Source organism: Serratia sp. CMO1, assembly GCF_015689115.1.
In the GTDB taxonomy this organism is placed as follows: Bacteria; Pseudomonadota; Gammaproteobacteria; order Enterobacterales; family Enterobacteriaceae; genus Serratia; species Serratia marcescens.
On sequence record NZ_CP065032.1, the window covers coordinates 1,118,641 to 1,138,512 of the forward strand.

General features: G+C 60.7%; 22 protein-coding genes and 1 riboswitch. Of the genes, 3 read left to right on the forward strand and 19 right to left on the reverse strand.

The features are described 5' to 3' along the window. Positions 1-4 precede the first annotated feature (4 nt). The 3 genes from IT763_RS05200 to IT763_RS05210 form a co-directional block, all read right to left on the reverse strand. Positions 5-925 carry an ABC transporter substrate-binding protein gene (locus IT763_RS05200; RefSeq protein ID WP_004940036.1) on the reverse strand — a complete coding sequence of 307 codons (921 nt, stop codon included), beginning with the start codon at positions 923-925 and terminating at the stop codon, positions 5-7. 26 nt (positions 926-951) lie between these two features. Next, on the reverse strand, positions 952-2,277 hold the full coding sequence (locus tag IT763_RS05205; protein WP_016928787.1) for an LLM class flavin-dependent oxidoreductase: 1,326 nt from the start codon (positions 2,275-2,277) through the stop codon (positions 952-954). Positions 2,278-2,466: 189 nt separating this feature from the next. Further along, positions 2,467-3,630 carry a M20 peptidase aminoacylase family protein gene (locus tag IT763_RS05210; protein WP_033641098.1) on the reverse strand — a complete coding sequence of 388 codons (1,164 nt, stop codon included), beginning with the start codon at positions 3,628-3,630 and terminating at the stop codon, positions 2,467-2,469. Positions 3,631-3,976: 346 nt separating this feature from the next. Here IT763_RS05210 and cspE point away from each other — a divergent pair, with 346 nt between their 5' ends. Continuing rightward, entirely contained in the window at positions 3,977-4,186 is a 210-nt protein-coding gene (gene cspE / locus IT763_RS05215; protein WP_004940030.1) for a transcription antiterminator/RNA stability regulator CspE, read from the forward strand. Positions 4,187-4,243: 57 nt separating this feature from the next. On the opposite strand, the gene IT763_RS05220 is transcribed toward cspE, so the two are convergent. The 3 genes from IT763_RS05220 to crcB form a co-directional block, all read right to left on the reverse strand. Beyond that, on the reverse strand, positions 4,244-5,434 hold the full coding sequence (locus IT763_RS05220) for a multidrug effflux MFS transporter (protein WP_206195228.1): 1,191 nt from the start codon (positions 5,432-5,434) through the stop codon (positions 4,244-4,246). A gap of 6 nt (positions 5,435-5,440) precedes the next feature. Then, a complete protein-coding gene (locus IT763_RS05225; RefSeq protein WP_016928784.1) occupies positions 5,441-6,037 on the reverse strand; it encodes a TetR/AcrR family transcriptional regulator in 597 nt (198 codons plus the stop codon). Positions 6,038-6,326: 289 nt separating this feature from the next. Beyond that, positions 6,327-6,710 carry a fluoride efflux transporter CrcB gene (gene crcB, locus IT763_RS05230; RefSeq protein ID WP_016928782.1) on the reverse strand — a complete coding sequence of 128 codons (384 nt, stop codon included), beginning with the start codon at positions 6,708-6,710 and terminating at the stop codon, positions 6,327-6,329. Between the two features lie 79 nt (positions 6,711-6,789). Further along, positions 6,790-6,852, reverse strand: a riboswitch (Fluoride riboswitch). An 83-nt stretch (positions 6,853-6,935) separates the two neighbouring features. Between crcB and IT763_RS05235 the strand changes: the two genes are divergently transcribed. Further along, a complete protein-coding gene (locus IT763_RS05235) occupies positions 6,936-7,364 on the forward strand; it encodes a GNAT family N-acetyltransferase (protein ID WP_079449585.1) in 429 nt (142 codons plus the stop codon). Between the two features lies 1 nt (position 7,365). On the opposite strand, the gene IT763_RS05240 is transcribed toward IT763_RS05235, so the two are convergent. Further along, positions 7,366-8,433, reverse strand: coding sequence for a diguanylate cyclase (locus IT763_RS05240; RefSeq protein WP_079450890.1), 1,068 nt, complete (start codon positions 8,431-8,433; stop codon positions 7,366-7,368). Between the two features lie 218 nt (positions 8,434-8,651). Here IT763_RS05240 and tatA point away from each other — a divergent pair, with 218 nt between their 5' ends. Continuing rightward, positions 8,652-8,867, forward strand: a complete 216-nt coding sequence (gene tatA, locus IT763_RS05245; RefSeq protein WP_004940019.1) for a Sec-independent protein translocase subunit TatA — start codon at positions 8,652-8,654, stop codon at positions 8,865-8,867. A gap of 93 nt (positions 8,868-8,960) precedes the next feature. On the opposite strand, the gene lipA is transcribed toward tatA, so the two are convergent. The 12 genes from lipA to lptE form a co-directional block, all read right to left on the reverse strand. Beyond that, positions 8,961-9,926: a lipoyl synthase gene (lipA, locus tag IT763_RS05250; protein WP_004940018.1), complete on the reverse strand. Its 966-nt coding sequence runs from the start codon at positions 9,924-9,926 to the stop codon at positions 8,961-8,963. After that, positions 9,919-10,587, reverse strand: a complete 669-nt coding sequence (gene lipB, locus IT763_RS05255; protein ID WP_015376934.1) for a lipoyl(octanoyl) transferase LipB — start codon at positions 10,585-10,587, stop codon at positions 9,919-9,921. The genes lipA and lipB overlap by 8 nt, the downstream gene beginning before the upstream one ends. Positions 10,588-10,721: 134 nt before the next feature. Continuing rightward, complete coding sequence (ybeD, locus tag IT763_RS05260; RefSeq protein WP_004940012.1) at positions 10,722-10,988, reverse strand: DUF493 family protein YbeD; 267 nt, start codon at positions 10,986-10,988, stop codon at positions 10,722-10,724. Between the two features lie 104 nt (positions 10,989-11,092). Beyond that, positions 11,093-12,304 (reverse strand): D-alanyl-D-alanine carboxypeptidase DacA, encoded by a 1,212-nt coding sequence (gene dacA / locus IT763_RS05265; protein ID WP_004940010.1) that lies wholly within the window; start codon positions 12,302-12,304, stop codon positions 11,093-11,095. Between the two features lie 180 nt (positions 12,305-12,484). Then, complete coding sequence (gene rlpA, locus IT763_RS05270; RefSeq protein ID WP_079449582.1) at positions 12,485-13,570, reverse strand: endolytic peptidoglycan transglycosylase RlpA; 1,086 nt, start codon at positions 13,568-13,570, stop codon at positions 12,485-12,487. A 10-nt stretch (positions 13,571-13,580) separates the two neighbouring features. Beyond that, entirely contained in the window at positions 13,581-14,693 is a 1,113-nt protein-coding gene (gene mrdB, locus IT763_RS05275) for a peptidoglycan glycosyltransferase MrdB (protein ID WP_004940006.1), read from the reverse strand. A gap of 8 nt (positions 14,694-14,701) precedes the next feature. Then, positions 14,702-16,597 carry a peptidoglycan DD-transpeptidase MrdA gene (gene mrdA, locus IT763_RS05280; RefSeq protein ID WP_016928775.1) on the reverse strand — a complete coding sequence of 632 codons (1,896 nt, stop codon included), beginning with the start codon at positions 16,595-16,597 and terminating at the stop codon, positions 14,702-14,704. Positions 16,598-16,635: 38 nt separating this feature from the next. After that, entirely contained in the window at positions 16,636-17,106 is a 471-nt protein-coding gene (gene rlmH, locus IT763_RS05285; RefSeq protein WP_004940002.1) for a 23S rRNA (pseudouridine(1915)-N(3))-methyltransferase RlmH, read from the reverse strand. Between the two features lie 3 nt (positions 17,107-17,109). Beyond that, positions 17,110-17,427: a ribosome silencing factor gene (rsfS, locus tag IT763_RS05290; RefSeq protein WP_016928774.1), complete on the reverse strand. Its 318-nt coding sequence runs from the start codon at positions 17,425-17,427 to the stop codon at positions 17,110-17,112. Between the two features lie 194 nt (positions 17,428-17,621). Continuing rightward, positions 17,622-18,284 (reverse strand): nicotinate-nucleotide adenylyltransferase, encoded by a 663-nt coding sequence (nadD, locus tag IT763_RS05295; protein WP_015376938.1) that lies wholly within the window; start codon positions 18,282-18,284, stop codon positions 17,622-17,624. Further along, the gene (gene holA / locus IT763_RS05300; RefSeq protein ID WP_016928772.1) at positions 18,274-19,308 is read right to left on the reverse strand and encodes a DNA polymerase III subunit delta; all 1,035 of its coding nucleotides are present in this window, start codon (positions 19,306-19,308) and stop codon (positions 18,274-18,276) included. The genes nadD and holA overlap by 11 nt, the downstream gene beginning before the upstream one ends. Beyond that, a complete protein-coding gene (gene lptE / locus IT763_RS05305; RefSeq protein WP_016928771.1) occupies positions 19,305-19,865 on the reverse strand; it encodes an LPS assembly lipoprotein LptE in 561 nt (186 codons plus the stop codon). The genes holA and lptE overlap by 4 nt, the downstream gene beginning before the upstream one ends. Between the last annotated feature and the right edge of the window lie 7 nt (positions 19,866-19,872).

Here is a 19,872-nt window from a genome sequence, read left to right on the forward strand (position 1 = left end):
GCTCCTAATCGCCCAGGCCGGGCGGGTTGATTTCCGACTGCGCAAGGCGTTCGACGCTCTCGCCCCAGCGGTTGAGCACCTGATCGTACTGTCCGCCGCGGATCGCGCCGTTCAGCGCTTCATTCACCGCCTGTACTAGGCCATTGCCTTTACGGGTGGTGACGGCGATGTGCGCCGCCTTGGGCCAGCCGCCTTCCACCGTGCCCGCCAGCCGGGTGCGGCCGTTCAACGCCGCCTTATAGGCGCCCAGCACGTTCGGCCCGAAGTAGGCATCGGCCCGGCCGGACTGGATCGCCAGCGTGGCGGCCGCATCGTCGGTCACGTAGATCGGCTGGAAGGGTTTGAGCCCCTGTTGCCGATTCTGTTTGTCCCACGCCAGCAAAATTGCTTCCTGATTGGTGCCGGAACCGACGATGATCTTTAATCCGGCGATATCGGCAGGCTGTTTGATCGTTGCGATCTTGCCGCCGGTTTTGACGTAAAAGCCGAGCGAGTCGATGCGGTAGGTGGCGAAGTCGAAGCGGGTTTTGCGTTCTTTGGTCACGGTGACGTTGGTGATGGCCGCGTCATACTTGCCGGAAACTACCCCCAGCGGCCAGTCTTCCCACGAGGTTTGCACTACGTTCAGCTCCAGGCCCAGGCTGTCGGCCACCAGTTGCGCGATATCCACTTCGCTGCCGATAAGCCGCCGGTTGTCGGCGGCGAACAGCGCCAGCGGCGGCGTGTTGAGCGCGGCGATTGCAACGGTGAATTGGCCCGGCTTCACGAAGTGGAAATCGGCCGGCAATTTGGCGATCGCCTGCGGGTTTTTCGGCGCATGGATCGGGGTTTCATTGGCCTGTAAATCGATGCCGGTGCCCGCCTGCGCGGCGCCGGTCAGGCTCAGCAAGGCCGCCACGAGGGCGGCGGTAACGGTTTTTTGCATAGCGGGTATCCCTGACAGCGTTCTTATTATTGGGTGAATCTGTTCAACGGGCGCGTCAGGCCCAGGTGCTCGCGCAGCGTGTCGCCATGGTACGCCCGGCGGAACAGGCCACGTTGTTGCAGGATGGGCACCACCCGATCGACGAAGTGGCCGAAGGCGTTGGGCGTGCCGCCGCTGATGATGAAGCCGTCGGCGGCTTCGCCGTCGAACCAGCGTTGCAGGCCGTCCGCCACCGCTTCCGGCGTGCCGCTGAACGCCGGGCGCGGCGAAGCGGCTTCCAGCGCCACCTGGCGCAGCGTGAGGTTCCGCTCGCGGGCATTGCGCTTGATGGCGTCGGTGGTGCTGCGGAAGCTGTTTTGCCCCAGATCGCCGATGTCCGGGAAGGGGGCGTCCAATGGGTGGCGGGAAAAGTCGTAATGTTCGAAGTAGCGGCCAAGATAGTTGAGGGCGTTCTCGATGCTGACCAGGCGGGCGGTCTCCTGGTATTGGCGCTCGACGTCCGCGTCGTCGTCGCCGACGATCACGCTGACGCCCTGGAAGATGCGCAGGTCGTCCGGCTCGCGCCCCTGTTCCACCAGTTGCCGCTTCACGTCCTGATAAAAATCCTGCGCCTGCTCCAGCGTGTCGTGATGGGTGAAGATCGCATCGGCGTGTTGGGCCGCCAGCCGTTTGCCGTCTTCAGAGGCGCCGGCCTGGAACAGGATCGGGCGACCCTGCGGCGTGCGACCGATGTTCAACGGCCCCTGCACCGAGAAGAACTCCCCCTGGTGATTGAGGGTGTGCAGCTTCCCGGCCCTGAAAAATTCGCCGCTGGCTTTATTGCGCACGAAGGCATCGTCTTCCCAGGAGTCCCACAGCCCTTTGGCGACGTCGAGAAACTCACCGGCAATGCGGTAACGCAGGCTGTGTTCTGGGTGTTCTTTGCGCGAGAAGTTTTTGGCTGAGCCTTCCAGCGGCGACGTCACCACGTTCCAGCCGGCTCGGCCGTTGCTCAGGTGGTCGAGGCTGGCGAACTGACGGGCGACGGTGAACGGATCGCTGTAAGAGGTGGAAAGGGTGCCCACCAGGCCGATTTTATCGGTGGCGGCGGACAGCGCGGCCAGCAGGGTGAGCGGTTCGAAACGATTAAGAAAATGGGGAATGGACTTTTCGTTGATATATAACCCATCGGCGACAAACACGAAATCGAATTTCCCCTGTTCGGCTTTTTTCGCCGAGGCGATATTAAATTCGAGGTTGATGCTGGCGTCGGCGGTGGCATCCGGGTGGCGCCAGGCGGACATATTTCCCGATGCGCCGTGCAGAATGGCGCCCAGCCGTAATTGCCGTTGATTATTCGCGTTGTCGCTCATCGTGATTATCCTGTCATGCGCCGCAAAGGCGCGCGGTGTCTGATGTGTCCACTATTGATGAGCGGCAACGGGATGTAAAACAACAAAACAGCATATTCAAATGTTGAAAACTGCAAATATCACGGCGAGCGAAAATAATAATCCCCGGCGCGGCATCTGCGGCGTCGGGGAAATACTCTTTCACGTTATTCAGGCGTTGCTGAGGGCTTTTTCTGGCGCGGTAGTGAGCTGTTGCAGCGTGCGTTCCGCCAGCAGTGTGAAATATTGTGCGGCGGGGAACAGGGCGCGTTCATCGGGGTTGAAACGCGGATGATGCAGGCCGAATTCGCTGGCGGAGCCGATGCTGACGAATACGCCCGGCACATGATGCAGATACAGCGCGAAATCTTCACCCCCCATTTGCAGCTCCGCCTCTTCGACCCGGTAGCCGGCCTCGGCGGCGACGGTTTTGCTGAACGCCGCCCAATGGGCGTCGTTGATCACCGCCGGCGGCCCCGGCTGCCAGTGGAGTTCTGCCTGCGCGCCCAGCGCGGCGGCAACGCCGTCGATCACCTGGCGAATTTTGTCCGGCACCTGGCGGCGCACCGCGTCGCTGTGGGTGCGCACCGTGCCTTCAAGCTCGACGGTTTGCGGCAGCACGTTCCAGGTATTGCCGCCTTCGATGCGCGTCACGCTCACCACCAGCGATTCCAGCGAGCTGAAGCTGCGGCTGGGCAGCGTCTGCAGCGCGCCGACGATCTGGCTGGCGGTGACGATGGTATCGACGCCCTGTTCCGGTTTGGCGGCGTGGGCGCCTTTGCCGGTGATGCTGATCTGGAAGCGATCGACGTTGGCATAGAACGGCCCGGCGCGGGTGGCGAAGGTGCCGGTGGGCAGCTCCGGCGCGTTATGCAGGCCAAATACCGCCGCGACGTTATCCAGCGCGCCGGCGTCGATCAGGTGCCGGGCGCCGTTGAAGGTCTCTTCCGCCGGTTGGAAGAAGATGCGCACCGTACCGGGCAGCTCGGCCTCACGCGCTTTGAGCAGGTGCGCGGCGCCGAGCATCACCGAGGTGTGAAAGTCGTGGCCGCAGGCGTGCATCACGCCGCTGTTTTGCGAGCTGAAGGGCACGTCGGCGATTTCGTCGATCGGCAGGGCGTCAATGTCGCCGCGCAGGGCGATGATCGGCCCCTTGCCGCTGCCGATCTCCGCCACGACGCCGGTTTTCAGCGCCAACGGCAGAATACGAATGCCCGCCTCTTGCAGCCAGCGGGTCAGCCGGGCGGTGGTGGCGAATTCGTGATTGGAAAGCTCCGGGTTTTGGTGCAGCTCACGCCGATAGGCGATGATCTTTTCTGCCAACTGGCTGGTCATAGGCTTGGCTCACAGTGGGAAATAAACCCTAACCCTAGTGCAGGGGGCGCAGAAGCAAAAAGACCATCTGGTTATATTTCATAGCGATTGCGTCTGCATGGGGGCGTCAACGCTGGGGGCAGCGGGCGGGTTTGGGCGTTCGCGCGTTGTTCGCCGGCGCAGGGAGAGGATTGGCCTGGAACGGTAACGTATCGCAACCGGTGCAATGCATTTACACCGGGCAACACGGATTTTTTCACTCTTTATCGGATTTCTGTGATCGCGGTGGTGGACAAAATCCTGCCTGCTTGCTGTACTGTAATCGACACAGGTTTTGTGTCTTTCATTCACGTTAAAGGTAAGTTTGATGTCTAAGATTAAAGGTAGCGTTAAGTGGTTTAATGAATCCAAAGGCTTCGGTTTCATTACTCCGGAAGATGGTAGCAAGGACGTTTTCGTTCACTTTTCTGCCATCGTTAGCAATGGTTTCAAAACGCTTGCTGAAGGCCAGCGTGTAGAGTTTGAAATCACGAACGGTGCCAAAGGCCCATCTGCCGCTAACGTTACTGCTATCTAAGCTGCGTAGCTGAATTTCTTAAAACCCGCTCATTGAGCGGGTTTTTTATTGGGCGCGTTATGCGTCGCTGCGGCGGGCCAACAGGTTGAACAGCAGGATGGCGATGGCGTAACAGCCGACGATGGTCAGCGCCATCGACAGGCCCGAAGTGCCGCCCAGCCCGGTGAGCGGCACGGCGCAGGCGCCAAGGGCGAACATGCACACGCCGATCAAGGCCGAAGCGCTGCCCGCTTTGTCCCCCTGGCTTTGCATCGCCAGTGAAGAGGCGGTCGGGCCGACGATGCCGATCACCGCCACCGAGAAGAACAGCGGCACCAGCAACACGGCCAGCGGCGCATGCAGCGCGGCGGCCAACAGCAGCAACAACGACGTGACGGCCGCCAGCGTTAACCCGCCCCTCAATACCCGGCGTTCCCCCCAACGTGAACTGAGACGGCTGGCCAGTTGCGCCGCAATGATCAGCCCGACGCCGTTAATGGCGAAGCACAGGCTGAACATCTGCGGGCTGAGGCCGTAGATCTGCTGCAAGACGAAAGGCGAAGCGCCGATATAGGCGAACATGCCGGCCATCACGAAGCCCTGTGTCAGGCACAGGCCCATGAAATAGCGCTGGGTCAGCAACCCGCCGAGCGACATCAGCATCGCCAGGATACCGCCCTGGCTGCGGCGCTCGACCGGCAGGGATTCGCGCAGCTTCAACGCCGACAGGCTGAACAGCAGTACGGCGATGGCCGCCAGCACGCCGAAGATACCGCGCCAGTTCATCACCTGCAGCATGACGCCGCCCAGCACCGGCGCGACGATCGGCGCCAGGCCGTTGACCAGCATCAGCAGGGCGAAGAAGCGGGTCAGTTCATGGCCGGCGTACAGATCGCGGGCAATGGCGCGGGAAATCACCGCGCCGCCGGCGCCGGCGATGCCCTGCAGCAGGCGGGCGATCAGCAGCTGGTCGATGGTGGGCGCCAGCGCGCACCACAGCGAAGCGCCGAGCAGCAGGATCAGCGACAGCAACAGCGGGCGCATACGGCCCAGCTTGTCGCTGTAAGGGCCAAAAATCAGCTGGCCGACGCCCAGGCCGAGCAGCCCGGCGGTCAGACTGAGCTGCGCGGCGGCGGTAGAGGTATTCAGCTCGCCCGCCATTTCCGGCAGGGCGGGCAGATAGAGATCGGTGCACAGCGGCCCCAGCGCGGCCAGCAGGCCAAGCACGACGGCGTACACCAGACGTTGTCTGGCTAAGTGTTTGGTCATGGGAGATTAAGATTTCCTGAACAGGTGAGAAATGGCCTGCTGATACAGATCGCGCAGCAGGGACGCATCGGCTTTTTGCGTGGTAAGGATACGGTAACCGGTGCCTTCGCTCATGACGGCGATAAACTCCACCCGCGCGGCGATCTCCTCCGCGCTGAAATGGGGATACAGCCGCTGCAGATTGTGGCACACGTGGCGAAACAGCCGCGCTTCCGCATCGCTGAGCATTTTGGCCACCACCGGGTTGCGCGTGGCCTCGGCGGTCACTTCCAGCATCAGCATGTGATCGGTTTCGCTCTCGCCCGGCTGCTGAAACAGCGTGCGCGCCGCCAACGTGCCGGCGATCAGGTTGATGTGATCGCCAAGGTTTTCCAGCCGCTGCATCTTGTTGGTGATGATGCGGTTGACGATCTCTTCGATAATCGCGTCTTTATTGGCGAAATAGCGATAGATTTGCCCGACGCTGAGCTGCGAGCCCTGGGCGATCTCCGCCATGCTGGCGGCGTGAAAGCCGTGGCGGCGAAAGCTGGTTTTCGCCGCTTCGACGATCTGATCGCGGCGAGCCTGCACTTTGGCCTGTTTACTGTCGTTGGGGGGGAGCATCTGCCCGATCCTTTGCTACGCGTGAGCCGGGTTCACATTTTTGAGTGTGAACGTTCATTCTCAATTGTAGTGTAAACGGCCGGAAAGACGCAAGATGAACGCGTGCTGCGGGGAAAAGGCGCTTATGTGAACAGGTAGGATTTGATAAAGGCGGCGACGATCAGGACGCACAGCGCAACGGCAATCGCTTCGGCGGCGGTTTTCGGCAGGCTAAACATAGCGGTTTCTCATCCAGTCAGGGGTACTGGATGAGATTATGCGCATGCAAGATTAAGGAAACATTAAGGGCTTAGCGCCCGTTGAGCCACATCACCAGCATAAAGGCCAGCAGCGTCATCGCCAGCGAGCCGGCCAGGTTGAGCAGCATGTTGGCCAGCGCCCAGCCGAAGCGGCCATCCTGCATCAGGTATACCACCTCCAGCGAAAAGGTGGAGAAGGTGGTCAGGCCGCCGCAGAACCCGGTGGTGATCAGTAATTTCCAGGTGGGATCCAGATGCGTCATGCGGGTGAAAATCGCCATCGCCAGGCCGATGATAAAACCGCCGATCAGATTGACCATCAGCGTACCGAGCGGAATGTGGGCGTTCAGCGGATTCATTTTCATGCTTACCGCCCAGCGCAAAACGCTGCCGACGCCGCCGCCGATAAATACGGCCAGTAAAGAGCTCAACATGGGGCAACTACCTTTCAATCAGAGAAATTCACGAGGCTCGGAAAGGGACAGGCGTAACGCTACGCGCCTCTCTCCGAGAGGTTACGTAGACATCATCAGCCTGTGAAGGCGGTTAGGGAGGAATGTCATCTCCAGCGTGCCGCACGGCCTTTTTCGCCGCACCCGGTGGATGTTACACCTAACGCCGCCTATTTTGTAGTATCGACACTCTGCGAGGTAAAACGGATGGAAATCAGAACGGCGCGTCTGAGCGACCGGCACGCTATCGCTGAATTAATGACGGCGCTGGATTATCCTGGCACCGAGGCGTTTCTGACGCAGCGAATGCAGCAATTGTTGGCGCATCCGGATGAGGCGCTGCTGGTGGCGGCGGACGGGGAGCAGGTGTTGGGCGTGTTGTCGCTGCATTTCCTGCCGCAGCTGGCGTTGGCCGGCGACATTGGCCGCATCAGCTATTTTTGCGTCGACGATCGGGCGCGCGGCGCGGGCGTAGGGCGGCGGCTGCTGGCGGCAGGCGAGGCGCTGGCGCACCGTCGCGGCTGCGATCGGCTGGAAGTCCATTGCCACAGCCGCCGCGAGCGGGCGCATGCGTTTTACCGGCGCGAAGGCTTTGTCGAAGCGCCGAAGTATTTTGCCAAGTTATTAAGTCAGTAAGTTACTCCCCTGGCGGCGCCGCCGTTTCCAGCCGGTTGCGGCCATTCTGCTTCGCCCGATAGAGCGCGCCGTCGGCCGCTTTCAGCCAGTCAAGATAGCCGCCCAGCGCGGGGTGGTAGTCAGCGATACCGGCGCTGATCTGCAGCCGCAGCTGCGGCGCCTCCTTGAAGCTGACCGCGTCCAGCCGCTGCTGGATGCGGCGCAGAACGATTCCCGCCTGTTCAGCGTTAGTGTTCGGCAGCACCGCGCCAAACTCGTCGCCGCCGTAGCGCCCGACGATATCCACGTTGCGCATGCCGATCAGCAACTCTTCCGCCAACGCCGCCAGGGCCTCATCCCCCAAAGCATGGCCGAAGGTGTCGTTGATGGTTTTGAAGCGATCGATATCCATCAGAATCAGCGTGGCGTTATCCTGGTAGCGGCGGCAACTGTCGAACTGGCGATGCAGCAGGTGCTCCCAGTGGCGGCGGTTATATAAGCCGGTCAGCCCATCGCGGGTGCTGATGCGTTGCAGCTCCTGTTTCTTTTCCGCCAGTCGTTTGGCGGTGCGGTAGGTCACCAGCCCAAGCAGCGTCGGATACAGGTAGATCATCGGCAGGCACAGATAGATTTGCAGCGCCGTGCTGTGCGGGTGAAACGGGAAGCCGAGCAGCGCGGCGGTGAGCATCGCCGTGGTCAGTTGAATGGCCAATCCTTTCACAAACAGCGCTTTGCCGGCCGAAGCGATGTTGTTCATGCTCATCATCGACAGGATGACGATGGCGGGCAGCGCGTTGAACGCCATCATCGCCGCCCAGAAGCCGCCGAAGGCGGAGTCGATCAAGAGGTTGCGGATCTCGGCTTTGAACGGTTCTTTGGCGCGGCAGGCCAGCCGATAGGCGAGATGCGGCCAGAGAAAGCCGTGAAAGGCCAGCAATAGCCAGACCGCCGTGGGCGGAGCCAAGGGGTAGAGCGCGGCGCAAACGCAGATAAAGCCGAGCCCCAGACCGGCGACGCGGGGCAGATAGGTGCGTTTGGCGAAGCTGAGGCCGGATTTTCGGGCATCGAAAATGGGTGGAGCAATATACATCCGGCATCTCCCTGATAGGCATCACGGCAGCGTAGCATGCGGGTGATAAACTAAGAATAGTCTTGGATTCACACCGCGGGGGCGCGTGGCATTCCTGCGACGGATCTCACTCTGTTACATGTTGCGGTTGTGCGAGCCGAAGGAAAGTCGCTAAATATTCGCAGGCAAGGTCAGTTTTTCTCGCTGTTCACGCAGCGCTCTATGATAAGAAGGTGAGTATGGAAGGTATCAGCATTACCAAACTTCTGGTGATTGCGGTGTTGGTGATTTTACTGTTCGGCACCAGCAAACTGCGCACGCTCGGCGCCGATCTTGGCGCGGCGCTGAAAGGCTTTAAAAAAGCGGTGGGCGATGACAGCACGCCGCCGGCCGCCGGCAACAATGCCGCCGAGAGCCAGTCCGCTCAGCAGAGCGTCGAAAAGAAAGACGTTTAATTCCGTCTGATGGCGCGCAATAAAAAACGGATGCCTTGCGGACATCCGTTTTTTGGCGTTTCCGCCGTCTTTAGCGTAACAAACTATTACGCGTTATTTCACTTCCATCCCTTTGGCCTGCAGATCGGCGTGGTAAGACGAACGCACGAACGGGCCGCAGGCGGCATGGGTGAAGCCCATCGCCATCGCTTCTTCTTTCATCTCGTCAAACTCGGCCGGGCTGACGTAGCGCTGCACCGGCAGGTGGTGACGGCTCGGCTGCAGGTACTGGCCCAGCGTCAGCATGGTCACGCCGTGGCGACGCAGATCGCGCATCACTTCAATGATTTCCGCGTTGGTTTCGCCCAGGCCAACCATCAGGCCGGATTTGGTCGGGATATCCGGGTGCGCTTCTTTAAAGCGCTCCAGCAGCTTCAACGACCACTCGTAGTTGGCGCCCGGACGCACCTGGCGGTAGACGCGCGGCACGTTTTCCAGGTTGTGGTTGAACACGTCCGGCGGCGTGGCGGTGAGGATCTCCAGCGCGCGATCCATACGGCCGCGGAAGTCCGGGACCAGCGTTTCAATTTTGATGTTCGGGCTCTTGGCGCGGATGGCCGAGATGCAGTCGGCAAAGTGTTGAGCACCGCCGTCGCGCAGGTCGTCACGGTCAACCGAGGTGATCACCACGTAACGCAGCGCCATGTCGGCGATGGTTTGCGCCAGCTTTTCCGGCTCGTTGGCGTCTGGCGCGATCGGGCGGCCGTGGGCCACGTCGCAGAACGGGCAACGACGGGTGCAGATAGCACCGAGGATCATAAAGGTGGCGGTACCGTGGTTGAAACACTCGGACAGGTTAGGGCACGAAGCTTCCTCACAGACGGAGTGCAGGCCGTTTTTACGCATGGCGGCTTTGATGCCCTGAATGCGCGTTGAGTCGGCAGGCAGTTTGATCTTCATCCACTCGGGTTTACGCAACAGCTCCTGCCGTTCGGTGACCACCGTTTTGACCGGGATCAGCGCCATTTTGTCAGCATCGCGGTATTTGACGCCGCGTTCCATCTGAATTGGTTTACTCATAATCGTGCAGGTTCCAGTTACGAAGCTCGACCGTCTGGTAGCCGAGTAAATGAACAAATTCCTGTACCAGGATTGGGTGTATGTCTTCAATGCCAACGCCGGGCGCCAGCGCGCTGACCTGCGTCATCTGCATGCCGGCGTAACCGCAAGGGTTGATGCGTTGGAAGGGGCTGAGATCCATCGCCACATTCAGGGCCAGGCCGTGGAATGAGCTGCCTTTGCGGATCCGCAAACCCAACGAACAGATTTTCTGCTCCCCCACGTACACGCCGGGCGCATCCGGACGGGCGCGCGATGCGAGGCGGAAGTGGGCGAGGGTGTTGATAACCGTATCTTCTATCGCCGTGACCAATTGGCGTACGCCGACCTTGTTGCGCTTCAGATCGACCATCACGTACATCACCTGCTGGCCCGGCCCGTGGTAGGTCACCTGGCCGCCGCGATCGCTCTGGACAACCGGGATATCGCCGGGCATCAGCACGTGTTCGGCTTTGCCGGCCTGGCCCTGGGTGAATACCGGGTGATGCTGCACCAGCCACAGCTCGTCCGGCGTAGTCTCGGTACGACTGTCGGTGAAGTTATGCATGGCTTGGGATACAGGCGCGTAGGGCTGCAACCCCAGCTGACGCAAAATGATCTTGTCTGGTTGCAAAAGAGTCATCGTCAGGTTACAGAAGTGGTAAAGCCATTATACCGGGCGCTCCGGCTGGCGGCCAGCCTTTCGCTGACCAAAAATGCGCAACCCGGGAAGACGCTGCGCCATCCCGGGTTGATAAGCAGGGGTTTATGCTGGAATTACAGCACCATGCGAACAATTTCAATGTTGCCCAACTCTTCGTACAGGGTTTCGACCTGCTCGATGTGAGTGGCGTTGATGGTGATGGAAACCGAGTGGTAGTTGCCTTTGCTGCTCGGCTTAACCTGCGGGTTGTAATCGCCCGGCGCATGGCGCTGCACCACTTCAACTACCTGGTCAACCAGCTCAGGCTGCGCCAGGCCCATCACCTTGTAGGTAAACGAGCAAGGGAATTCGAGCAGTTCGTTCAGTTTAGTTTTTTGCATGTGCGTGCGCTCCAGAGTGCTAGCTAATCTATAAATTATAACTCCCGCCGGGGCGGGAGTTAATGTTATTCAGTATATGGGGGCAATTTCGCCCGTTTCAACCGTTAACCGAACCAGTGGTGGAACATCAGTTTGATATAGTCCACGATGCGGCTGAAGAAACCGCCTTCTTTCACTTCGTTCATCACCACCAGCGGACGCTGGTCGATGGTTTTGCCGTCCAGCTGGAAGTTGATGCTGCCCACCACCTGGTTTTTCGCCAGCGGCGCGTGAATTTCCGGCGTGTTCAGCACATAGCTGGCCTTCAGATCTTTCATGCGGCCGCGCGGGATGGTCAGGTAGACGTCTTTATCCACGCCCAGCTCAACGCGGTCGGCATCGCCGAACCAGACCGGCTCGGAGGCGAACTCTTTACCGACTTTCAGCGGTGCCACGGTTTCGAAGAAGCGGAAGCCCCAGGTCAGCAGTTTCTTGCTCTCGGCTTCGCGGCCTTTGTAGGTGCGGCCGCCCATCACGGCGGAGATCAGACGCATCTGGCCTTCGGTCGCCGAAGCCACCAGGTTGTAACCCGCTGCGTCGGTATGACCGGTTTTGATGCCGTCGACGTTCAGGCTGTTATCCCACAGCAGACCATTACGGTTCATCTGGCGGATATTGTTGAAGGTGAACTCTTTTTCTTTATAGATCGCGTACTCTTCCGGCACGTCGCGGATCAGCGCCTGGCCGATCAGCGCCATGTCGCGCGCCGAACTGTACTGGCCCTGGGCATCCAGGCCGTGTACCGTCTGGAAGTGAGTGTTCTGCAGGCCCAGTTTGCTGACGTAGGTGTTCATCAGGTTAACGAATGCGTCCTGGCTGCCGGCGACGTAGTCGGCCATCGCCACGCAGGCGTCGTTACCGGACTGCAGGTTGATGCCGCGGGTCAGTTTGGAGACCGGCACGCGATCGCCCGGCTTCAGGAACATCAGCGAGGAGCCTTTGAACACCGGGTTGCCGGTCGCCCAGGCGTCCTGGCCGACGGTCACCAGATCGTCCTGGCCGATTTTACCCGCTTTCAGCGCCTGGCCGATGACGTAGCTGGTCATCATTTTGGTCAGGCTGGCCGGATCGCGACGCGCATCGGCGTTCATCTCGGCCAGCACCTTGCCGGAGTTGTAATCAATCAGGATGTACGCTTCCGCATCGATCTGCGGGACACCTGGGATCATGGTTTTGATGTTAACGTCATCGGCGTGCGCAACGGAGGCTGCGCTCATTGCGATAACGGTGCCGAGGGCGATGCTTTTGATTAAGCGAAAAGAAGTTACTTGTTTCATGATCGGGACTACAACATCCGTGAAAGTAAAGTTAAAAAACGAGCCACACTATAGCAGATGCGATCCCGGCAGGCATTACCCATTCATCTGACTAATTGCGGTTAGTGCCCTTTTAGCTGCAAGAAAATGTTTCAGCTAAATAACCGCTTATCGGCCGTGAATGCCCGCCGGGCTTAACGCTCAGGGTGCAGCAGTAACGAAAGACTGTTGTTGCGCTTCGCTCGCCAGGCGTTGCTGCAGCTGAGCCGCCTGCTGACGGCTGCTGAACGGGCCGAGCTGAACGCGATAAACGTTGCCGTTGGCCGCTACTTTGCCCGGGACGCCAAACTGTTGGCTCAGGCTCTGTTGCCAGCTCTGGGCGCGTTCGGCGCTGCTCAGCGCGCCAACCTGCACCACGTAGCCGCCGGAAGAGGCGGCGGCAGCCGTACCGACAGCCGCTGCGCCGGCCGCGACCGGTGCGGCCACCGCTGCGACTTCAGGTTCGGAACCTTCCAGCACGCCGGCCGGTAATGCGCTTGGCGCGCCGAGGAAACCGCTGCGGCCGTTGGCGGCATTGCCGCCGGCAGCAGGGGCGCTGTTGTCGTCGGTGCGCAGGGTGCTGTTATCGATCGGGCGCACCGCCGCGCCGCTGGCGACCGGCACGTCCTGTTGAATTGGGGTGCCCATGCCGCTGGAGCCGAGATCCGGGCGCGCCGGCAGGGCGTAGCTCTGTTTCGCCACGATGGTGCCGATGGTGCCGGGGCCGCTCAGCGTGCCATCCGGCGCCACGTTGATGAAATCGACTTTGACCTTGGTGTTGTTGGACAGGTTGAGGCGATCGGCGGCGGCTTTCGACAGATCGATGATGCGGCCCTTGGTGTATGGCCCGCGATCGTTGACGCGCACCACCAGCTGACGGCCGTTGGCCAGGTTGGTGACGCGCACATAGCTTGGGATCGGCAGCGTTGGGTGCGCCGCCGTCAGGCCGTTGGGGTCAAACTGCTCGCCCAGCGCTGTGGTGTTGCCGTTGGCCTCTTCGCCATACCAGGCCGCCAGGCCGGTCTGAGAGAAGTTCTGCGGATCTTTTACGATGCGGTAAGTATCGCCATTAACCTTATAATCCTGCATGTTATTAGGGTTATAGGGTTCATATTGAGGCTCGACGCCGCCGATTTCCACCACCGGGCCGTTGTACGGCTGCGGAGGGGCTTGCTGTTCCGTGGTCGGGGCGGTACAGGCGGAGAGCAACACCGCCGCGACGCCGATCCAAAGCCATTCCTTACGCATTACTCACCTCTTATAAACTTTTAGACAGCATTTTCCGATGCGTGTGGATCGACATGATGATGCCGAAACCGGCCATCAACACTATCAGCGCCGAACCCCCGTAACTGACCAGAGGCAAAGGTACGCCAACTACCGGCAAAATGCCACTGACCATACCGATGTTAACAAAGACATAAACGAACAAAATCAGCATCAAGCCGCCGACCATCACGCGGCCGAAGGTGGTTTGCGCCTTGGCGGCGATCATCAGCCCGCGAATGATCACCAGCAGGTAGAGCGCCAGCAGCACCAACACCCCGATCAGTCCCAGCTCTTCGGCCAACACGGCGAAGATAAAGTCGGTATGGCGCTCCGGCAGGAACTCCAGCTGCGACTGGGTGCCGTGCAGCCAGCCCTTGCCGGACAGGCCGCCGGAGCCGATAGCGATCTTGGATTGAATGATGTGATAACCGGCGCCGAGCGGATCGCTTTCCGGATCGAGCAGCATCATCACGCGGTCGCGTTGATAACCGTGCATCAGGAAGAACCACAGCACCGGGATAAAGGCCGCCAGCGCGACGGCGGCGACGGCGATCAGCTTCCAGCTCATGCCCGACAGGAACAGCACGAACAGGCCGGAGGCGGCGATCAGGATTGAGGTGCCGAGATCCGGCTGCGCGGCCACCAGCAGCGTCGGCAGGAAGATCAGCACCAGCGCGATGGCGGTGTTTTTCAGCGAAGGCGGGCAAACGTCGCGGTTCATAAAGCGCGCCACCATCAGCGGCACGGCGATCTTGGCGATTTCCGACGGCTGGAAGCGCACCACGCCGAGATCCAGCCAGCGCTGCGCGCCTTTACTGATCTGGCCGAAGGCGTCCACCAGGATCAGCAAAATCACGCAGAAAATATACAGATAGGGCGCCCAGCTTTCGTAGACGCGCGGCGGGATTTGCGCCATGACGGCCATCACGATCAGCCCCATGACGATCTGCCCGATCTTGCGCTCCATCATGCCGATGTCCTGGCCGCTGGCGCTCCACATCACGAAGGCGCTGTAGACCAGCAGGGCCAGGATCAGCAGCAGGAACGTCGGATCGATGTGGATTTTGGTCCAGATCGAGCCTTTTTGTTGGCTTTCAGTCATGTTCTACCTTAGTCACCTTCTACGCCAGGCGGCAGCGGGGCCTCGCTTGGCAATTGCGTATTGTTGTCGCCCAGCAGAATATGGTCGAGGATCTGGCGGGTGATGGTGCCCACCGCCGGACCGGAGCCGCCGTTTTCCAGAATGATGGCGACCGACACCGTCGGGTTGTTGAACGGCGCGAAGGCGGTCATCAGCTTGTGATCGCGCAGGTGCTCCGCCAGTTTGTGGGCGTTGTAGGTTTCGTAGCCGAATACCTGTGCGGTACCCGATTTCGCCGCGGCTTTATAAGGTGCGTCCGCAAAGTACTTGCGCGCCGTCCCGTTCGGACGGTTGGCCACACCATACATGCCGTCTTTGGCGATTTCCCAGAAGCCGGAGTGAATATCGCCGATTTGCGTGCTCTCTTCCTGTTTGAACGGCACCAGCGCGCCGTTGACGCGGGTGCTCTGCAGCAGGTGCGGCGTTTTGACGGTGCCGTCGTTGATCAGGGTGTTCAGCGCTTTGGCCATCTGGATCGGCGTGGCGGTCCAGTAACCTTGGCCGATGCCCACCGGAATGGTGTCGCCCTGATACCACGGCTTTTTATAGCGTTTCAGCTTCCACTCGCGCGTCGGCATCAGGCCGGATCGTTCTTCGGACAGATCGATGCCGGTGTACTGGCCGTAACCGAATTTGGTCAGCCAGCTCGACAGCCGATCGATCCCCATGTCATAGGCGACCTGATAGAAGTAGGTATCCGCGGATTCTTCCAGCGCTTTGGTGACGTTCAGGCGGCCGTGACCCCATTTTTTCCAGTCGCGAAAGCGTTTTTCCGAGCCGGGCAGTTGCCACCAGCCGGGATCGAACACTACGGTGTTCTTGGTGATCACCCCGGCGCTGAGTGCCGACACCGCGATATAAGGTTTCACCGTCGACGCGGGCGGATAAACCCCCTGCGTGGCGCGGTTGATCAGCGGGCGATTCGGATCGTTCAGCAGACCCTGATAGTCCTTGCTGGAAATGCCGTCCACGAACAGGTTCGGATCGTAGCTCGGATTGGACACCATCGCCAGGATGGCGCCGGTGCGCGGATCGCTCACCACCACCGCGGCGCGGCTGCCGACCAGCAGCTGCTCGATATAGCGCTGCAGATCAAGATCGAGCGTCAGGTAAACGTCCTGACCGGCGGAAGGCGGTTGCTCGTGCAATTGGCGGATCACCCGGCCGCGGTTGTTGACCTCGACCTCTTCATAGCCTGTTTTGCCGTGCAGCGTGTCTTCGTAATAGCGTTCGATGCCCAGCTTGCCGATATCGTGGGTGGCGGCGTAGTTGGCCAGCTTGCCGTCTTTGTCCAAACGTTCGACGTCGCGGTCGTTGATCTTCGACACATAGCCGGTGACGTGGGTGAGGGCGGAACCATAGGGGTAGTAGCGGCGCTGGTAGCCTTTCACTTCCACGCCGGGGAAGCGGAACTGATTGACCGCAAAGCGGGCGACCTGCACCTCGGTCAGCGCGGTTTTCACCGGAATGGAGACGAAACGGCGCGAGCGCTTGCGCTCTTTTTCGAAATTGGCGATGTCGTCGTCAGTCAGATCGACCACCGTGCGCAGCGCCTGTAGCGTGGCTTTGAGATCGTCGACCTTCTCCGGCATCAGCTCCAGCTGATAAATGGTGCGGTTGAGCGCCAGCGGGGTGCCGTTGCGATCGTAGATAATGCCTCGGCTGGGCGCGATGGGCACCAGCTTGATGCGGTTTTCGTTGGAGCGGGTGCGGTAATCCTCGACGCGGACCACTTGCAGATTATACAGGTTGGCGATCAGGATGCCGGACAGCACCAGGATGACCAGGAACGCCACCAGGGCGCGGCGTACAAACAGGGCGGATTCAGCCGTATAGTCGCGAAAAGGGTTACGTTCTATTTTCATCCCGCTGCTTTATTTCACTCTGTCACGGTCACCACCGGCTATTCCCGGTGGTAAGGATGATTTGTTGTAATACTCCAGGCGCGGTAGAGGCTTTCGGCCACCAGGACGCGCACCAAAGGATGCGGCAGCGTCAACGGAGAAAGCGACCAGCTCTGCTCGGCAGCGGCTTTGCAGGCGGGCGCCAGCCCTTCCGGGCCGCCGATCAGCAAGCTGACGTTGCGGCCATCCTGCTTCCAGCGCTCAAGCTGCTGCGCCAGCTGCGGCGTTTCCCACGGCGTGCCTGGGATATCCAGCGTAACGATGCGGTTGCCTTTGCCCACCGCCGCCAGCATCTGTTCGCCTTCCTTGTCCAGAATGCGCTTGATGTCGGCGTTTTTGCCGCGTTTGCCCGCCGGGATCTCGGTCAGCTCAAACGGCATATCTTTGGGAAAGCGGTGCAGGTAATCCATAAAGCCGGTTTGCACCCAGTCTGGCATTTTGGTGCCGACCGCCACCAATTGCAGTTTCACCGCTTAGCTCCAGAGTTTTTCCAGTTCGTACAGGCGACGGCTTTCTTCCTGCATCACGTGCACGATCACTTCGCCCAGATCGACCACGATCCAGTCGGAGGCTTCCTGGCCTTTCATGCCGTACAGCTCCATGCCCGCGGCGCGGGATTCCTGCACCACGTGGCTGGCGATCGACATCACGTGGCGCGTCGAGGTGCCGGTGCAGATGATCATGCAATCGGTGATGCTGGATTTGCCCTGAACGTCCAGAGCGATAATGTCTTGGCCTTTCAGATCATCGATTTTATCGATGACGAAATCTTGGAGCGCTTTACCTTGCAAAGGTTCCCCCTCGGGTGTGTTCTGTTCAGTCGGCTGCGGCGGGCAAAATGCGCGCGCCGCGGCGTAACCGGATAATGGTTTCGGCAGGCTGCCGTTGAAAGCCAGCTAACTGGTGACTGCCCGGCCAGCTAAGGTTTCCGGGGTTTTCAGCGGATACCTGAAAAATAGCGGCGCAGTATATCACGCACCTTTCGCTAGCGATATAAACCCTGCAACTCGATATAGCGCTGCACCGGGCGCGGCAGCAGGTCGTCGCAGTTGAGGCCCTGATGGCGACGCTGGCGGATCTCGGTGGCGGAAATTTCCAGCTCCGGCGTATCGGCCAAATAGATGTGGCCGTGCGGGCGACGGCTGAGCAGCGCTGGGTCGGCGGTGCGATGGCGTTCCAGCCACTGCTGCAGTTCCGGCGTGTCCATGCGATCGTTATAGCCCGGGCGCGCCAGCACCAGCAGGTGGCAGACGTCCAACAGCGCCTGCCAGCGGTGCCACTTATGCAGCGTCAGCAGCGAGTCCTGGCCAATAATAAACGCCAGCGGCTGGGCGGCGCCACGCTCTTTACGAATCGTTTCCAACGTCTCGATGGTGTAGGAGGGAGTCGTGCGGTGCAGTTCGCGATCGTCGACCGCAAACAGCGGATTGCCGGCGATCGCCAGCTCGACCATCTTCAGGCGCTGCTGCGCATTGGCCTCCGGCTGCGGGCGGTGCGGCGGCACGTGGTTAGGCAGCAGCGTGACGCGATTCAGACCCACTTCGGCGGCCAGCGCCTCCACCGGCCGCAGGTGGCCGTAGTGGATCGGGTCAAAGGTGCCGCCGAACAGCGCGTGCAATACGGTGGGGTGTTCCGGATTAGTGGGCATCGCTAAAACTCGTGGCCAGGGGTTTGCCGCACAGCAGCATCGACAGGGTTTCCAGTTCCGGCCAGACCGACTGACCATAGTCCTGCTTGAGCGTCAGCTCGATTTGCGTCAGCAACTGCACCGCCTGCTGCAGCTGGGGGCCGGACAGGCGTTGCAACGCCTGGGTCACCAGCGGGCGGCGGTTCTGCCAGACCTTATGCTGGTCGAACAGCGTGCGCAGCGGCGCGGAAGCCATGCGGCGCTGCAGCGTCAGCAACAGCAGCAGTTCGCGCTGCAGGGTGCGCAGCAGGATCACCGGCTCGACATCCTCTTGCTGCAGCTGCTGCAAGATATGCCAGGCGCGCTTGCTCTTGCCGGCCAGCAAGGCGTCCAGCCAGTGGAACGGCGTGAAGTGGGCGGCGTCGTTCACCGCCTGCTCGACGCGCGGCAGGGTGAGCTTGCCGTCCGGGTGCAGCAGCGACAGCCGCTCCAATGCTTGCGACAGCGCCAGCAGGTTGCCTTCGTAGCAGTAGCACAGCAACTGGTTGGCGGCGTCGTCCAACTCCAGCTTCATCGCCTTGGCGCGTGCGGCGACCCAGCGCGGCAGCTGCGCCTGTTCCGGCGTCTGGCAGCTGACGAGAGCGCCGTGCGGGCTGAGCGCCTTGAACCAGGCGCTGTTTTCCTGCGCTTTGGTGAGGCGCGGGCCGCGCAGGATCAGCAGAATATCCTCGTGCAGCAGCGTGGCCAGCTTGGTCAGCTGTTCGCCGATCGGCGCCGTCGGGCCGTTTTCCGGGAAGATCAGCAGCAGCGTTTGGCGGCTGGCGAACAGGCTCATCGCCTGGCAGATGCCGAAGATGGCGTCCCAGTCGGTATGGGCGTCGAGGGAAATGCTGTAGTGCTCGCTGAACTGCTGCTGTTGCGCAGCCTGCCGGAGCAGATCCTGGCTTTCCTGCAGCAGCAGCGGTTCATTGCCGCTCAATAAATAACAAGCGCGCAGCCCCTCTCGGAGCTGCGCGGCAAGTTGTTCCGGATAAATACGGATCATTGTGCGGTTTGGCTTGCCGCTCGTTCGCCGGCGGCAGCGGCTTTTTGCCGGTTTTCTTCTTCCGCCGCATGCACGGTCAGCAGTTTGCGCACCAGTTGCTGCGCCGCCTGCTCACGCATTTCCTGGCGAATGATCTCCTGCTCGGAGTCTTTGGCCAGCGCGGTCAGCGGGTTGTCGAAGAACGAACGGAACACTTTCACCGACAGCGGATACAGGTCGTGGCCCGGGAGCAGCACCTGCGCCTGCACGGTCAGCACCAGCTGGTACTCGGCGGTTTTACCGTCCTGGAAGATCGAGGCGGTATCCTGGCTTTCCGTCGCGCCGATGATGCGCAGGGAAGGCACGTCTTTACGCTTCGGATCGCTGACGATGGTCACGTCGTTCAGACGCAACTGCTCACGCACCGCGCGCGTCAACGGACCATAAGGGTCGGCGCTGTCGAGGATCAGCGTTTTCATTTCATTAGGCACCTGCGTGGTGCCACGCAGGTGAAAACCGCAGCCGGCGGTGACCAGCACCGCCAACCCCAGCAACAGCGTCAGAATACGTTGTCGCACAACTCCT

What these genes read in the sequence shown, in the direction of transcription:
- IT763_RS05200 (WP_004940036.1), bottom strand. Translation starts at nt 925, where the DNA reads ATGCAAAAAACCGTTACCGCCGCCCTCGTGGCGGCCTTGCTGAGCCTG.
- IT763_RS05205 (WP_016928787.1), bottom strand. Translation starts at nt 2,277, where the DNA reads ATGAGCGACAACGCGAATAATCAACGGCAATTACGGCTGGGCGCCATT.
- IT763_RS05210 (WP_033641098.1), bottom strand. Translation starts at nt 3,630, where the DNA reads ATGACCAGCCAGTTGGCAGAAAAGATCATCGCCTATCGGCGTGAGCTG.
- cspE (WP_004940030.1), top strand. Translation starts at nt 3,977, where the DNA reads ATGTCTAAGATTAAAGGTAGCGTTAAGTGGTTTAATGAATCCAAAGGC.
- IT763_RS05220 (WP_206195228.1), bottom strand. Translation starts at nt 5,434, where the DNA reads ATGACCAAACACTTAGCCAGACAACGTCTGGTGTACGCCGTCGTGCTT.
- IT763_RS05225 (WP_016928784.1), bottom strand. Translation starts at nt 6,037, where the DNA reads ATGCTCCCCCCCAACGACAGTAAACAGGCCAAAGTGCAGGCTCGCCGC.
- crcB (WP_016928782.1), bottom strand. Translation starts at nt 6,710, where the DNA reads ATGTTGAGCTCTTTACTGGCCGTATTTATCGGCGGCGGCGTCGGCAGC.
- IT763_RS05235 (WP_079449585.1), top strand. Translation starts at nt 6,936, where the DNA reads ATGGAAATCAGAACGGCGCGTCTGAGCGACCGGCACGCTATCGCTGAA.
- IT763_RS05240 (WP_079450890.1), bottom strand. Translation starts at nt 8,433, where the DNA reads ATGTATATTGCTCCACCCATTTTCGATGCCCGAAAATCCGGCCTCAGC.
- tatA (WP_004940019.1), top strand. Translation starts at nt 8,652, where the DNA reads ATGGAAGGTATCAGCATTACCAAACTTCTGGTGATTGCGGTGTTGGTG.
- lipA (WP_004940018.1), bottom strand. Translation starts at nt 9,926, where the DNA reads ATGAGTAAACCAATTCAGATGGAACGCGGCGTCAAATACCGCGATGCT.
- lipB (WP_015376934.1), bottom strand. Translation starts at nt 10,587, where the DNA reads ATGACTCTTTTGCAACCAGACAAGATCATTTTGCGTCAGCTGGGGTTG.
- ybeD (WP_004940012.1), bottom strand. Translation starts at nt 10,988, where the DNA reads ATGCAAAAAACTAAACTGAACGAACTGCTCGAATTCCCTTGCTCGTTT.
- dacA (WP_004940010.1), bottom strand. Translation starts at nt 12,304, where the DNA reads ATGAAACAAGTAACTTCTTTTCGCTTAATCAAAAGCATCGCCCTCGGC.
- rlpA (WP_079449582.1), bottom strand. Translation starts at nt 13,570, where the DNA reads ATGCGTAAGGAATGGCTTTGGATCGGCGTCGCGGCGGTGTTGCTCTCC.
- mrdB (WP_004940006.1), bottom strand. Translation starts at nt 14,693, where the DNA reads ATGACTGAAAGCCAACAAAAAGGCTCGATCTGGACCAAAATCCACATC.
- mrdA (WP_016928775.1), bottom strand. Translation starts at nt 16,597, where the DNA reads ATGAAAATAGAACGTAACCCTTTTCGCGACTATACGGCTGAATCCGCC.
- nadD (WP_015376938.1), bottom strand. Translation starts at nt 18,284, where the DNA reads ATGCCCACTAATCCGGAACACCCCACCGTATTGCACGCGCTGTTCGGC.
- holA (WP_016928772.1), bottom strand. Translation starts at nt 19,308, where the DNA reads ATGATCCGTATTTATCCGGAACAACTTGCCGCGCAGCTCCGAGAGGGG.